This is a genomic window from Gemmatimonas sp., assembly GCF_046594945.1.
Lineage (GTDB): Bacteria > Gemmatimonadota > Gemmatimonadetes > Gemmatimonadales > Gemmatimonadaceae > Gemmatimonas.
The window spans coordinates 1-13700 of sequence record NZ_JBKJRB010000119.1; the positions used below are offsets into that span (position 1 = coordinate 1).

13 protein-coding genes and 2 tRNA genes are annotated in these 13700 nt (G+C 64.9%); 4 read left to right on the plus strand and 11 right to left on the minus strand.

The features are described 5' to 3' along the window. Positions 1–203: 203 nt before the first annotated feature. The 4 genes from ACLL97_RS14370 to ACLL97_RS14385 form a co-directional block, all read right to left on the minus strand. A tRNA-Gln gene (locus tag ACLL97_RS14370) sits at positions 204–276 on the minus strand. 49 nt (positions 277–325) lie between these two features. Continuing rightward, positions 326–685 carry a Uma2 family endonuclease gene (locus ACLL97_RS14375; protein ID WP_411281164.1) on the minus strand — a complete coding sequence of 120 codons (360 nt, stop codon included), beginning with the start codon at positions 683–685 and terminating at the stop codon, positions 326–328. After that, positions 685–924 (minus strand): Uma2 family endonuclease, encoded by a 240-nt coding sequence (locus ACLL97_RS14380; protein ID WP_411281165.1) that lies wholly within the window; start codon positions 922–924, stop codon positions 685–687. The genes ACLL97_RS14375 and ACLL97_RS14380 overlap by 1 nt, the downstream gene beginning before the upstream one ends. A 124-nt stretch (positions 925–1048) precedes the next feature. Continuing rightward, positions 1049–2764, minus strand: a complete 1716-nt coding sequence (locus ACLL97_RS14385; protein WP_411281166.1) for a glutamine--tRNA ligase/YqeY domain fusion protein — start codon at positions 2762–2764, stop codon at positions 1049–1051. Positions 2765–2894: 130 nt separating this feature from the next. On the opposite strand from ACLL97_RS14385, the gene ACLL97_RS14390 reads away from it, so the two are divergent. Further along, the gene (locus tag ACLL97_RS14390; protein WP_411281167.1) at positions 2895–4199 is read left to right on the plus strand and encodes a hypothetical protein; all 1305 of its coding nucleotides are present in this window, start codon (positions 2895–2897) and stop codon (positions 4197–4199) included. Positions 4200–4492: 293 nt separating this feature from the next. Here ACLL97_RS14390 and ACLL97_RS14395 read toward each other — a convergent pair. Continuing rightward, positions 4493–4565 (minus strand) — tRNA-Ala (locus ACLL97_RS14395). A 178-nt stretch (positions 4566–4743) separates the two neighbouring features. Here ACLL97_RS14395 and ACLL97_RS14400 point away from each other — a divergent pair. Next, a complete protein-coding gene (locus ACLL97_RS14400) occupies positions 4744–6261 on the plus strand; it encodes a deoxyribodipyrimidine photo-lyase (protein WP_411281168.1) in 1518 nt (505 codons plus the stop codon). A 27-nt stretch (positions 6262–6288) separates the two neighbouring features. Then, entirely contained in the window at positions 6289–7281 is a 993-nt protein-coding gene (locus tag ACLL97_RS14405) for a threonine/serine dehydratase (protein ID WP_411281169.1), read from the plus strand. A 109-nt stretch (positions 7282–7390) separates the two neighbouring features. Here the strand turns inward: ACLL97_RS14405 and ACLL97_RS14410 are convergent, their stop codons facing one another. After that, positions 7391–7759, minus strand: coding sequence for a KGG domain-containing protein (locus ACLL97_RS14410; protein ID WP_411281170.1), 369 nt, complete (start codon positions 7757–7759; stop codon positions 7391–7393). 236 nt (positions 7760–7995) lie between these two features. Between ACLL97_RS14410 and rnz the strand changes: the two genes are divergently transcribed. After that, positions 7996–8967 carry a ribonuclease Z gene (gene rnz / locus ACLL97_RS14415; protein ID WP_411281176.1) on the plus strand — a complete coding sequence of 324 codons (972 nt, stop codon included), beginning with the start codon at positions 7996–7998 and terminating at the stop codon, positions 8965–8967. 119 nt (positions 8968–9086) lie between these two features. Here rnz and ACLL97_RS14420 read toward each other — a convergent pair whose 3' ends face one another. From ACLL97_RS14420 to ACLL97_RS14440, 5 genes are all read right to left on the minus strand, one after another. Further along, positions 9087–10340, minus strand: a complete 1254-nt coding sequence (locus tag ACLL97_RS14420) for an MFS transporter (RefSeq protein WP_411281171.1) — start codon at positions 10338–10340, stop codon at positions 9087–9089. 16 nt (positions 10341–10356) lie between these two features. Beyond that, a complete protein-coding gene (locus ACLL97_RS14425) occupies positions 10357–10863 on the minus strand; it encodes an acyl-CoA thioesterase (protein ID WP_411281172.1) in 507 nt (168 codons plus the stop codon). After that, positions 10860–12122: a hypothetical protein gene (locus ACLL97_RS14430; protein ID WP_411281173.1), complete on the minus strand. Its 1263-nt coding sequence runs from the start codon at positions 12120–12122 to the stop codon at positions 10860–10862. The genes ACLL97_RS14425 and ACLL97_RS14430 overlap by 4 nt, the downstream gene beginning before the upstream one ends. Next, a complete protein-coding gene (locus tag ACLL97_RS14435) occupies positions 12123–13367 on the minus strand; it encodes a cysteine desulfurase-like protein (protein ID WP_411281174.1) in 1245 nt (414 codons plus the stop codon). Continuing rightward, positions 13364–13700 (minus strand): NAD-binding protein (locus ACLL97_RS14440; protein ID WP_411281175.1); only part of this gene is annotated, 337 nt, incomplete at its 5' end. The genes ACLL97_RS14440 and ACLL97_RS14435, both read right to left, overlap by 4 nt.

Consider the following 13700-nt stretch of genomic DNA (forward strand, 5'->3'; position numbering starts at 1 on the left):
GGTCGACCGACGCCATCCGCAGCTTCGAGGCGAGCGCGAGCGCCTGCTGTGCTCCTCGCTCGAGGACGTCGGCGAGATCGTCCGAATGACGAGCGGCGACGTCGGCCTATGTGTCTCGCGTTGTTCCTTGGGCGTTCCTTTCGCATCCAGGCGATAGAAACCACGAAACGCCGTACCGACCTAAGTCGTTACGGCGCTTCGTATTGCCCCTCAAGGAATCGAACCTTGAACCTTCTGAGTCAGAGTCAGACGCTCTGCCAATTGAGCTAAGGGGCACCTCGTCTCCGACCGACAAAAGCCGATTGGAAATAAAAATATAGAACACTTACGGCTGGACGGTAGTGCCCCCGGACCCTTCGTCGCTCGTCCCGAGCACCGCCCGCATCAGCGCCGCGACGTCCAACGAAAACGCCTCGTCGGCGCCGACGGGATGCCACCTCACCCATTCGGCGCAGATCTGCGGACGGTCGTCATCCGGCGCCCACCGCTCGATCAACTGTGAGTCGAGGTCGACCAGCCTGCACTCGATCGCAGCACGCTGATAGCGTGGCCGCTTCCGCAGCCTGTCGGCGCGCGCCGTTAATGGCGAGAGCACCTCGATCGCGAGATAGGGGGCGGGCGGGGCGACCTCGCCCCTCACCACATCCGCACCCACTGGCGCGATCACGAGGATGTCCGGTTGCATCAGCGTGTAGGGGGGTCCAGCACCACGTCGTACGGCGAAAACATCAGCTCACCCACGGCTTGGCCGGACAAATACACGCCAATCTGAAGACCGAGCTTCGCGACCGCGCGCTGATGCGCGAACCGCGGCATTGGGCTCACCAGCAGCTCCCCATCCACCGTCTCATAGCGATGCCGCGGATCGTCCGGCAACGCCCAGACGTCTTCAACCGACCAGCGACGCTCGTGCGCGATTGGCATACCCATATTCTGCTCGGCTCTCGGCGGTTTTCGCAACTCGGCAGCGACGCGATCACGCCACAACGTGCGTGACGGGGGCGACGGAACACCGTCACCCCCGTTACGCACGCCTGAGCAAATCCACTCACCCTTTTTTCACTTCCTTCGCCCAGCTATCCCGCATCCCCACGATCCGGTTGAACACCAGCTTTTCCGGCGTGCTGCTCTCCACCTCACTCATGAAGTAACCGGTACGCTCGAACTGATACCGCGACCCCACGGGATCATTCGCCACGCTGGGTTCGATCTTGGCATCCGAGATCACCACCAACGAGTGCGGGTTGAGCGTCGAGATGAAGTCCTGTCCTTCCGGCACCGCGTCGGGATCGGGTTGCAAGAACAAGCGGTCGTATACCCGCACCTCGCACGACAGCGCCTGCGCGGCGCTCACCCAGTGGATCGTGCCCTGCACCTTCCGCCCATCGGGTGCCTGGCCGCTGCGCGTGGCGGGATCGTACGTGCACCGCAACTCGATCACCTCACCGGCGTCGTTCTTCACGACTTCGTTGCAGGTGATCAGATAGCCGAAGCGTAGACGCACTTCCTTGCCCAGCGTCAACCGATAGAACTTCTTCGGCGCGTCTTCCATGAAGTCGTCGCGATCGACGTACAGCTCACGCGAGAACGGCATACGGCGCGAGCCGGTCTTCGGCCCGTCAGGCGGGAAGCTCGGCGCGTCCAGATCCTCAACCTGCCCTTCGGGATAGTTCGTGAGCACGACCTTGAGCGGATTGAGTACGCACAACACGCGCGGCACTTCGACGTTCAGGTCGTTGCGCACGGCATGCTCGAACGCGGCGATCTCCACCCGTGCGTCTTTGCGCGCCACGCCGATCGTTTCACAGAATTCGCGAATTGCCTCGGGACGCACCCCACGACGACGCAGGCCCGCGATGGTCGGCATACGCGGATCATCCCATCCCGTGACGTGCCCTTCGTTCACCAAGCGCAGCAGCTTGCGCTTGCTGAGAATGGTGTAGTCGAGCTCCAGCCGCGCGAACTCGATCTGCGTGGGTGGGTTCTCGAAGCCGGCTTCCTTCACCAGCCAGTCGTAGATCTCGCGGCTGTCCTTGAACTCCAGTGTGCATAACGAGCGCGTGATACCCTCGATCGCGTCGCTGAGTCCGTGCGCGAAGTCGTACAACGGATAAATGCACCAGTCGTTGCCGCGACGATAATGATGCGCATGACGGATGCGCAGCAACAGCGGATCGCGCATGATCATGTTCGGATGTGCGAGATCGATCTTCGCCCGCAAGACGTGCGCGCCGTCAACGAACTCGCCGGCGCGCATGCGACGTAGCAGATCGAGATTCTCCTCGACCGTGCGATCGCGATACGGTCCCGGCGTGCCCGCCGACGTCACGGTGCCACGTCCTGCCCGGATCTCTTCTTCGTTCTGCGAATCGACGTACGCCTTGCCACTGAGCACTAGCGCTTCGGCGATCGCGTACAGCTTCTCGAAGTAATCCGACGCGTAATAGAGCCCATCCCATTGAAAGCCCAGCCACTGCACGTCGCGTTGAATCGCTTCCACGTAGCGCACGTCTTCGGTGGCCGGATTCGTGTCGTCGAACCGCAGATTGCAGGTGCCGCCGAACTCCTGCGCAATGCCGAAGTTCAGGCAGATCGACTTGGCATGTCCCATGTGCAGAAAGCCGTTCGGCTCAGGAGGGAAACGCGTGGCAGGGCCACGGCCGAAACGACCGGTGCCGACGTCGTCGGCCACCAGTTCGCGAATGAAGTCGCGACGCGGGGCGGAGGTGGATTCAGAACCGGCTTCTGGAGCGGAGTCAGACACGGCGGATACCGAGAAGTGCAGCGTTCAATACAGTGTTCGATGGGCCACGCGAGTCACGAAAACTAATCGCCTCAGGCCGCTCGCCGAGCGGGCCATGCCCTCTGACTGTTCTTCGGTGTACTGGAATCGTATGCGACCTCTCCCAAACTCGTCCGCGGTGCTGCTGGCCGCCGCGCTCACCGCCACCGTGACCATCGGTGGTTGCCGGGCGGCCGCACTGGCCTACGGCTCAGACGTAGCGGCCGCCAAGGTGAACGCGGATGCCTTCGCCGCTGCCATCGAGGCGCGTTTTACGAACGTAACGCGGAATCCGAAGTTCTCGGCCGCCCGCATGCGCATCGCGCGCTACGCCTTTGCGCCGTCAAAGTTGGGGAACGACTCGTCGCTGTGGACGGGGATGCGGACCACCCGCGCCGGCGCCGACCGCGATCTCGAGGTTCAAGCCGGACTCACGGGCGGGAAGTACGTGTTCACGGCGCGGCCCGCCGTGCCGCTGCCAGTCAAGACCGGCGACTCGCGACACCTCATCGAACTCGAACAGCTCGGCGAGAGCGACTGGGCCTGGCGCACGCGGGTGGATCACGCCATCGGCCCTATGCCGCCGAGCCGTGCCGACGACATCACCCGCGCCCTATTCCTCTCGTCCGAGCGCCCGGCAACGGCGGTGCGGGCCGACTATCGCGCCATGCTGCCTCGCACCACGGCCGCACTGGGTCGCCTGCTTACCATCGACTCGATCGCCACGGTGCCACAGCGCGACGGTTCGACGCTGGTGACCCTGCAAATCACCGTCAGCGGCGACCGCCTGAAGCGAAGCTTCCCGGCCTTCGCCAAGTACATCAGCAAATACGTGGAGCCGGCCAGTTATCGGTATCGGCTGTCCGACCGCAGTGGGTCAGACTGGTTCGATGCCGAAGCGCGGGACCAACTGCTGACGGTGCGTTTCCGCTCGAACGACGGCCAGCTGCAGCCCATTGTCGGCGTCGCCCGACGCATGCCCGACACGCTGCAGATTCACGTCGACGCCTTGGCCAAGATCTCGTTCTTCACCGTGGGCGTCACGAATATGCAGGGCGCATTCGTGCATACGAAGAACGCGCGCGAACGGGGGTGGGCGATGCATTTCACGAAAGACCCCGAGTGGCATCTGCCGTTGATCACCGAGCGGCTGCTCCGCTCGCCGCTCCGCCGCCCATTCGAGGGGAAAGGTCTGCTGTTCACCCTCGGATTCCGCACCGGCCAAGAGGGCCAAACGCTGCTCACGCGTGAGTTCGACGTGACCGTGCGCGAGAGCGCCATCATGCGATTCCTCGGCAATCTCGGGTTCACCGCGATGAGCGACTACGCGGGAAGGGTCGAGGAAGAGGAGGGCCGCTTTATTGCCGAAAGTATGGCGGCGTTTCGTGCGGACGTGGCGTCACTTACGGCAAAGTAAGGAGTCGGGAGTATGGGGGACGGAGCACCCTCTACTCCATACTCCATACTCGATACTCCATACTCTATACTTTATATTCCACGCCGCCTACTTCGCCGTTACTAAAGAAAGAACCCCCGGTAGCCTTGAGGGCCCCAGGGGTTCGAAAACTGCCACGCGCACCGTCATTGGAACTCTCCGTCCTACCGAACGGCGGCGGGCTTCATTGTCTGTACACGGGACGATGCAGAAGGTTCCTGCGTCACACCAGCGCCGAAACCGTCACGGAACCGTCTCGATTTCCTGCGTCCAAGTGGAGCTGAGGGGGCTCGAACCCCTGACCTCTGCAATGCGAATGCAGCGCTCTCCCAGCTGAGCTACAGCCCCGGGACCGTAAAATGCACGGCGGTCACTCCGACAAGAATTGCCCCGCTCCAGTTGGCGCGGGGCCGATCGGGTAACAAGCGGAAGGTAGCGGCCGAAGTACGGGTGTCAAGCGGTGGCGAAGCTGTTCTGCCTGTCTCCGATGGCACGTTCAACTGCTTCCGCGCGTTCCGGACTCTCTATGACGACGCTCACTATCCGCACTGCCGCTGCCCCGCACGCCCTCGATGCCGACTATGTGCGCGACCAGCTGGTGGCGCGCACCGTCGATGTGAACGGCAAGACGTACCATCCCGACGGCGAGTTCGTGCTGTATTGGATGCAGTCCTCACATCGCCTCGAGGAGAACTGGGCGCTGCGGGCCGCCATTCGCACAGCGGATCGCGTAAACCGACCGCTGGTGATTCATCAGGGGCTCGACCCCAGCTATCCCTACGCGGCCGATCGGCATCACACGTTCATCCTGCAGGGCGCGCGTGATACCGCGCGCGACGCGGAGTCGCGCGGGTTGCACTACCAGTTCGTCCTGCGCTCGAAGCGCGATGAGGACCGTCGCGTGGTCGATCGTCTCGCCGCGCGCGCGTATGTCGTGATCACCGACCTCTTCCCCACCGCCGGCATTCGGGAGCGGGTGGAGCGCTTCGCCGATCGGGTGAATTGCCGCGTGCTCGCTGTCGATAGCGTGTGCACCGTACCCAGCGGCGCCTTCGAGAAGCCGGAGTATGCGGCGCGCACCATTCGTCCGAAGATCGCCAAGCTGCTGGATCACAGCATCGAGCCGGTGGCCGACGCCTTGCCGCGGGTGACGGTCAGCGGAGTGTTGCGCGAGTCCCTTCGCGCCACGATCGGCGAGGGAGGTCTGTCGCTGCTGCCCATCGGCACGATGACGGATGCGGACATCGCGGCTGCCGTGAGTCGCTGCGACATCGACCACACGGTGCCTGCCGTGTCGCTACCAGGCGGCAGTGTGGCAGCGGCCGATCGTCTCACCGCGTTCGTCTCGCGGGAGCTCGCACCGTACGCCGACCGACGCAATGAGGCGAGCGTAAACGACGGTACGTCACGCCTGTCGCCGTATCTGCACTTTGGTCATATCGCATCCGCGCGCGTGGTTCGGGAAGCTCGGGCGACTGGTGCGCCGTCGGCGAGTCTTGACGCGTTTGTACAGCAAGTCACCACGTGGCGGGAGCTGTCATACAACTGGTGTCTCCGCACGCGAAACTATGATCGCCTCGAAGCGTTGCCGGCGTGGATTCGGAAGACGATGGCCGAGCATGTGCGCGATCCCCGCCCCGTGCGGTACGACCTCGAGACGCTGGAGTCGGCGCAGACCCACGATGCGCTCTGGAACGCCGCGCAACGGGAGCTCGTGAGCCAAGGGGTCATCCACAACTATCCCCGCATGCTCTGGGGCAAGACGATGCTATTGTGGACCGAGGACTACGAACAGGCGCGCTCGTGGCTGTACCTCCTGAACGACAAGTACGCGCTCGACGGTCGCGATCCGAACAGCGTGGGCGGCATCATGTGGTGCCTGGGGCTCTGGGATCGGCCATGGGGGAACAAGCCGATCTGGGGCGGTATCCGCCCGATGGTGACGTCTCGGGCCAAACTGAAATTCGATGTCGCGGGATACATCAGACGCGTCGGATCAGGCAGTGCGCTACCTCGCGATCCGGACGACGGCCTTCTGCTGTAAGACCCCGACGGATGCTATTCTTGTGACATGACGACACGTCCTGCCCCCGATCCGAGCATCATCCCTGCCATCGCTGCGGTGCACACCGCCGCCGAGCGCTTGCGCCCCGTGCTTACGCCGAGCCGCGTTATTCGCTCCGATGCGCTGTCGGAGGCGTTCGGGGTGGAAGTGTTGTTCAAGTTGGAGCTCGAAAATCCCACCGGCTCGTTCAAGGTGCGCGGGGCGTACAACGTGCTGGCGGGGCTGTCGGACGAAGAGCGGGCGAAGGGTGTAGTCGCGTCGAGCGCCGGGAATCACGGATTGGGTGTCGCGTACGCCGCGAAGGCGTTCAACACGCCGGCCACGTTGTACGTGCCGATCAACGCCCCGCAGGTGAAGAAAGACGGCATCCGCGCCCTCGGAACGCTGGTGAACGACGAATCCGCCGACTACGACGTGGCGATGGTCGTGGCGAAAGCGCACGCGGAGCGCGAAGGCATCCGATTCATCAATCCGTGTTTAGGGCTCGATTTGCTGGCCGGTCAGGGCACGGTCGCGTTGGAGCTCTTGGAGCAGGTGCCAGACCTCCGCACCGTTGTGATCTGCACCGGCGGCGGTGGATTGCTCGGGGGCATGGGCGCGGTCCTGCGAGCGCTCGCGCCTCAGGTGCGCATTATCGGTGCACAGAGCGTCGAGACATCGGCCATGACGCAGAGCCTTGCCGCGGGACGAGTGATCGACACCGTGGTGACGCCTACCCTGGCTGATGGTCTGGCCGGTCAGATTGACGCCGAGGCGCTGCACATCGGGCAATATTGTGCGGACGAAATGGCCCTCGTCACTGAGGCGCAGTTGGGCGAGACAATCGCGTGGCTTTACCGGACCACCGGCATGGCGGTCGAAGGGGCCGGTGCGGTGACCGTGGCGGCGCTTCGTCACGGGCAGATCACGGCGCCTGAGGGGCCGGTCGTGCTGTTGGTAAGCGGTCGCAATATCGACCCTGCCAAACTTGAAGCCCAGTTGATGCACTACCCGTCCTGACGCTCGCGCCTACGCGAAAGCCTCCCGAGGACTATCGGGAGGCTTTCTGACAACTGTCACACGGGCGGCACCCAAGGGTATTCGCCGATGCGCGGTCAACGCGCGATGGTCAGCGTGCCGACGACTCGTCGCTGCGAGGCAACACCGGTGCACGATCCGCGATCGGAGCGGCCGGTGTCGGCCGATCGCCATCGCGGGCGACCTGCATCGGCACTTCCCGCTCTGCGTTCCGTCCACCCGTCCGAGCTTCACGAGCCGCCGCACTGCGCGACTCCCCTCCCTCACGGCCGATAGCGGCCATGTGGGCGCGATCGCGACTGACGGTGACACCGCCTTTGCGCCCCGCATTCCGCGCTTCGTCGGACGACCATTCGTGCGCCGTCCCCTTTTCGTGGGCTGCCCGCCCACCTTTGCTGGCGATCTCACGCTGACGCGCAGGATCCATTGACGCGAACCCGCGTCGGCTTTTTCCGGTCATACGCCCCCCGGCATCCGGAAGTCCTGAACAAGTGCGGCGGGCCGGGACGAGGCGAAGGGCATCCGTCACAGAACCAGCATACCGCGGCGATACTGCACCGTCGTCACTGCAAACCACAGGCCGCTTACTGCGGTCCTTGCCAGCAAACCCATGTAACGCAAGCATGGGGCCGCGTTCAGCTGTTTCGCGGACCATTTTTGAACTGGAGACTGGTCGTGACCGCCTATATTGCCGCGATGCCGCTGCTCGTCCGCTTCCTTGGAACCGCCGCCTCCCGTCCCACCGTGGAACGGGGGGTCAGCTCACTCGCCATCATTCGGGAAGGCGAGACATTGTTGTTCGATTGCGGCGAGGGGACGCAGCGCCAGATGATGCGCTACGGAATCTCTTTTGCGTTCGACGACCTGTTTTTTACCCACGTGCACTCGGACCACATCCTTGGACTGACCGGCCTCGTCCGCACGATGGCGCTACAGGGAAGAACCGAACCACTGAGATTGTGGGGCCCGCGTGGCATCGGTAAAACGTTGCGTCAATGCATCAGCTTGGGTGGCGAGCGTACCACGTTTCCGATCGACATCACGGAGCTGGAGCCGGGCGAGCCGGTGAAACGGCCGGAGTACCACGTCGACACGTTCGCGGTGGCACACGGCCCGTCCCAGTCGCTCGGCTACGCGCTGGTGGAGGAGGAGCGACTGGGTCGATTCAATCCAGAGCTGGCGCGTGCGATGGGCATACCCGAGGGGCCACTCTGGGGTCGCATCCACAAGGGTCAGTCGATCACGCTCGACGATGGTCGGGTGATCGAACCGTCGGCGCTGGTGGGCGATCGGCGCCGGGGCCGCCGCATCGTGATCACCGGCGACACGCGCCCGTGCGAAAACACGATCGCCGCCGCACAGGATGCCGACCTGCTGATCCACGAGGCGACCTTCGCGGACGAGGAGGCGGCGCGCGCGCTGGAGACGGGACATAGCACGGCCCGCGAGGCGGCGGACGTCGCACGTAAGGCCGGAGCGCGACGACTGGTGCTCACGCACATCTCGGCCCGCTACTCGCGCGATGCGCACGAACTCGAGCGCGAGGCTCGATCGGTGTTTCCGCGCTCGAGCATCGCGCGCGATGGCACCGAGATCGAGCTGACGCTCACGGAGGAGTTGGCGGTGACGGACGACGTGGACGGTGTCGAGGCGAGTCGGTTGAACTGATCACACAGAGCAAAAGAGAAAAGGAGGTCAAGAGAACTCCTTTTCTCTTGACCTCCTTTTCTCTGTGTGATCTGTTCCAGCGAACCTGGGTGAATCGCAACGAGTACACACGATCCACCTCACTTCACCAGTTGCTTGAGCCGCCGCAAACTTGGCACGCGCCACGCCACTGTCGCCACCACCACCAGTGTCGCCACCCCACCCACCACGACGGCGGTGACGGCGCCCCACCAGCGCGCGGTCAGTCCTGATTCGAAGGACCCGATCTCGTTCGACGAGCCGATGAAAATCTGATTCACCGACGACACGCGGCCCAGCAGCGCTTCGGGTGTCCGGATCTGCAGCATCAGGCTGCGTATCACGACGCTGACCATGTCGAACGCGCCCGCCATCGCCAGCGCGCCAAGCGACAGCCAGAGACTGCGACTGAGACCGAACAGGATCGTACAGGCACCGAACCCGGTGACCGAGATCAGCAGATTGCGGCCCGTATGCGCGAAGGGCGGCCAGCGCGTGAGCGCGACGCTCATTATCACGGCGCCGACCGCGGGAGCGGCGCGCAACAGACCGAGTCCCGATGGACCAGTGTGAAGGACCTCGGCCGCGAACACCGGCAAAAGCGCGATCGCTCCTCCGAACAACACCGAGAAGAGATCGAGCGTGAGGGCCGAGAGCAAGAGTGGCTCGCCGAGCACGAAGCGGAGCCCGCCGGTGATCGAACGCAGAATCGGCTCGTCGGTCACCTCGCGCACGGGAGAGCGGTGGCGCACGGAGAGTAACGCGCCGACCGAGAAGGTCATCAGCACAGCATCCACGGCGTATCCCAGCGTCGTACCTCCCACGGCGTAGAGACCACCGCCTAGGGCGGGACCCAGGACGGCCGCCAGCTGCCAGCTGCCAGTCCGCCACGTGATCGCATTGCTGTACAGCGTACGCGGCACCAACTCGGCGCTGAGCGCCTGCCGGGCCGGCTGCAGGAACGCACGGGCGAGACCACTGAGCACGATCACTGCGTAGATCGCGCGGACGCGCGCGGGCGCCGTGATCACGAGGCCGCCTATCGGGGCCGGATGCGCCAGCCACCAGAGCCCGAGTGAACAGAGCACCAACGCGGACACGGCCATCAGAGCAATGCGGCGCCGATCGTGGCTGTCGGCCACATGGCCGGCGAAGAGCGACATGCTGATCGCCGGCAGCGCTTCGGCCAATCCCACGATCCCGAGAGCGAGCGGATCATGGGTGAGATCGTAGATCTGCCATCCGACGACCGTTCCCTGGATCTGGATGCCGAGCGTCAGCGTGAACAGCGCGAGCAGATAGCGGCGGAAATTCGGGAGGCGGAGCGCGGCGTACGTGTCCGTCGGCACGTTCATGGGTGTTCGCTTCACGTTAGCGATCGGCGCGCGCCTCGTCCTGTCGTTCTTCGAGACGGCGGCGACGGCGCGCCTGCGCGGCATCATATCGCCGGAACTGGTCGTCGGTTTCGGGCTGCACCAAGGCGATGGGCACCGGGCGACCGTTGCGGTCGATCGCGACAAAGGTGAGAAAGCAGGTGTTCGTATGACGACGCGCGCCGGTAATGAGGTCCTCGGCTTCCACGCGCACACCGATCTCCATCGACGTCGTGCCTACGAAATTCACCGACGCCTGACAGGTCACGAGATCGCCCACGTGAATCGGCTCGCGAAAATCGACCCGATCGATCGACGCCGTGACGCAGGCGGAGCGCGCGTGCCGAAACGCCGACACGGCGGCCGCCTTGTCGACCATCGCCATGATCGCCCCACCGAACGCGTGTCCGAGGATGTTGGCGTCGTGCGGCATGATCAGCTCGCTCGTGACGTGCTGCGAGGCGGACACCGGGCGGGACAACCGTGCCGGCAACGAGTCGGTCATTTGGTGGGTGAGAATGACGTCGTGCGTAACACGGGCGTGACGGTCGGCGTGCGACGCGGCGTGCGACGCGGCCAGCTCGCCCGCTGTACCAGTCCGTCAAGCGAGGTCGAGATATCGAACGCCCGCGACAACGCCGCCCGCGCGGCGCTGTCGATCGGTGGCGTGTCCAGCGGGATCAGCTGATACGCCGGGGCGGCGACGGTGGCGATCGGCCACTCGTGCGACTTTCCCGCGGCACCACCGATCAACACCAAGGCGAGCGCGTCGCCATCAGCGGAGGGGCGCGCCGCGATTTCGTATTTTGCGCGATCCCACGTCACGCGCGCCGAGTCCTTGGCCCACTTTGGCAGCGTGGCGCGCACCGACTTCCACCAAACGGGTGCTTTGACCGTGATCGGCGGCAGGTACAGCGCGAGGGCCTCGCCGTCAGTGCCATGCCCCGGCACCATGAATGCCACCGCCGGGTCGCGCCCGATGTCGGTGATGCCGAAGCTGGTGGAGTCGAACCGGAAGCTGTCGATCGACTCAGTGGCCACCGACGCGCGTTCGTCACCCGCCGCTCCTGCGGTGCGGATCGAGTCGATCAGCTGCGCCAGCGACGCCCGTGCCGCCGCCGTCACGCGCCGCGCTTCGCCGGCACCAACGAGCGCGTCCAACGACGCGGTGGCACCACTGCGCACGTCAACGACCATGCGACGGCCTTCATGCCGGTGTGGCGGACCGCCATCGAGGTCGACATTGAGCAGATGCTCGACGGTGAGATACGGCCCATGCACATCAATGATCTCGATTTCGTCGCTCACTACCGTGCGCGGATCGTCGGGCATCTCCTCGTCGGCGGGATCGATCTCCGTATCCCGGGGGTGCGCGCGACGCCACACGGCGAGTTCATGCATCACGGTGGAGTCACCGAACAGCTGCGTGCTGTCCCGATGCTGGAGTTCGCGTGACCAAAGCCGCGCGCTCGCGAACGAGGCGTCGGGATACTCCGCGCCATCGTCGCCGAGGAAGATCTCGAACAACCGACCGTCCACTTCGGTGAGCAGGATCGGTGCGCTGCGCACGCGCATACCGTCGCCGCCACTGCGTACCCAGTACGTGGAATCACCCGCGGCGAACAGAAACTCGGCCGGCGGCAACGCCTCGCCTGCCAACGCGCGATCGCCGCAGGCGGCGACCACGGTGGTGGCCACCAGCGCGGAGAGTGCCGCGTACACGTGGGCGCGAATCGTGCGCGGAAGCATGATGGGCCACCGCATTCAGGCGGTTCCCTGCACGAGGGCGCGTACACCGTCGACCAGGCGCGCGATTTCGGTGGCGGTGGTATAGCACGAGCAGCCGACGCGCACGAGTCCCTCCTGCGCCAGACCGAGTCGACGCGCCACGGTGGTGGCGTAGAAGTCGCCGTGCGACACATAGACGCCACGCGGTGCGAGGAATCGCGCGACCTGTTCTGATTCAAACCCTTGCACATGGAACGAGACCGTCGGCGTGCGCGCAGTGCCCGGCGGTGGCCCGAATACCGTGACGCCCTCGATGGAATGCAACCCTACCCACAATTCGCGCAGCAGGGTGTCGCCGCGCTCGTGCAGCGCATGCATCACCGCGCCGAGTCGCTCGCGCCGCGACGCCGTCCCATTCCCCGCCAGACCGGCCAGGAAATCCACGGCCGCCGCAGCGCCGACGATGCCTTCGTGATTCTGCGTGCCGGTCTCAAGGCATTCCGGCACGTAGTCGGGGGCCGGTTCGAGGCGCGGCAGATCAAGTGCCGCCGTCGCCGCATGTCGACCGTAGCAGATCCCGATGTGTGGTCCGTAAAACTTGTACGCACTGCAGAGCACGAAGTCGGCGCCGATCGCCTTCACATCCACGAGCGTGTGCGGCGCGAAGTGTACCGCGTCCACCACGGTGATCGCGCCCACGGTCTTGGCCAGTGCAACCATGGCCGCGACATCACTCACGGTACCCAGGATGTTCGACGCCGCGCCGATCGCGACAACTTTGGTGCGCGGTGACAGCAGCGACTCGAGCGCTCCTGCTTGGTGGCGGTACGTCTCGAGGTCGAGCGGCAGCCACTTGAGCACGGCGCCCCGTTCCTTCGCCAACGCCTGCCAGGGCGCCACGTTGGCGTGATGATCGAGTTCAGTGACAATGATCTCGTCGCCTGGCGAGAGCGTGCGGCCAATGGCGCGTGCCACGTGGAACAGAATCGTGGTCATGTTCGCGCCGAATGAAATTTCACCCGGGGTGGCGCCCATGAAATCGGCGAGCGTGACTCGCGCGGAGGCCAGCATCGCATCGGTCTCGACGCTGGTGGGGTACGCCCAATGCGTGTTGGCGTTGTGGTACAGCAGATAGTCGCTCATCGCCTCGGCGACCACGCGCGGCACCTGCGTTCCGCCGGGTCCGTCGAAGAACGCCACCGGATGCGCGCCCTCTCGACGCGCCAGCGCCGGAAAGTGCGCGCGGATCTCGTCCACCGAAACCACATTGACCGTGCTCATGACGGGCGCCCACCGATCTGTGCGCCGCCGAGCCGCTCCACGACCTTGACGGCTTCCACGTGATCGGCTTCTTCACCCAGTTCGTTGTGTGCCATGCGGAACAGTTCGGCCGTGAGCTGCAGCAAGGGCGATGGCACCTGGTGTTCGCGCGCGAGTTCGGCGGCGATGCCCACGTCCTTGTCGAGCAGCGCCAGCCGGAACGTGCGCGGGAACTCGCGCGTGAGAACGCGCTGCGGGATGAGATTCTCCGATGCGTTGGAGCGTCCCGCCGATCTGTTGATGACCTCGAGCGCGATCGCCGGAAGGATGCCCGACTTGGCGGCCGCAACCAGA

What these genes read in the sequence shown, in the direction of transcription:
- ACLL97_RS14400 (WP_411281168.1), top strand. Translation starts at nt 4,744, where the DNA reads ATGACGACGCTCACTATCCGCACTGCCGCTGCCCCGCACGCCCTCGAT.
- ACLL97_RS14420 (WP_411281171.1), bottom strand. Translation starts at nt 10,340, where the DNA reads ATGAACGTGCCGACGGACACGTACGCCGCGCTCCGCCTCCCGAATTTC.
- ACLL97_RS14435 (WP_411281174.1), bottom strand. Translation starts at nt 13,367, where the DNA reads ATGAGCACGGTCAATGTGGTTTCGGTGGACGAGATCCGCGCGCACTTT.
- ACLL97_RS14425 (WP_411281172.1), bottom strand. Translation starts at nt 10,863, where the DNA reads ATGACCGACTCGTTGCCGGCACGGTTGTCCCGCCCGGTGTCCGCCTCG.
- ACLL97_RS14430 (WP_411281173.1), bottom strand. Translation starts at nt 12,122, where the DNA reads ATGCGGTGGCCCATCATGCTTCCGCGCACGATTCGCGCCCACGTGTAC.
- ACLL97_RS14375 (WP_411281164.1), bottom strand. Translation starts at nt 685, where the DNA reads ATGCAACCGGACATCCTCGTGATCGCGCCAGTGGGTGCGGATGTGGTG.
- ACLL97_RS14390 (WP_411281167.1), top strand. Translation starts at nt 2,895, where the DNA reads ATGCGACCTCTCCCAAACTCGTCCGCGGTGCTGCTGGCCGCCGCGCTC.
- ACLL97_RS14410 (WP_411281170.1), bottom strand. Translation starts at nt 7,759, where the DNA reads ATGACCGGAAAAAGCCGACGCGGGTTCGCGTCAATGGATCCTGCGCGT.
- rnz (WP_411281176.1), top strand. Translation starts at nt 7,996, where the DNA reads ATGCCGCTGCTCGTCCGCTTCCTTGGAACCGCCGCCTCCCGTCCCACC.
- ACLL97_RS14405 (WP_411281169.1), top strand. Translation starts at nt 6,289, where the DNA reads ATGACGACACGTCCTGCCCCCGATCCGAGCATCATCCCTGCCATCGCT.
- ACLL97_RS14380 (WP_411281165.1), bottom strand. Translation starts at nt 924, where the DNA reads ATGCCAATCGCGCACGAGCGTCGCTGGTCGGTTGAAGACGTCTGGGCG.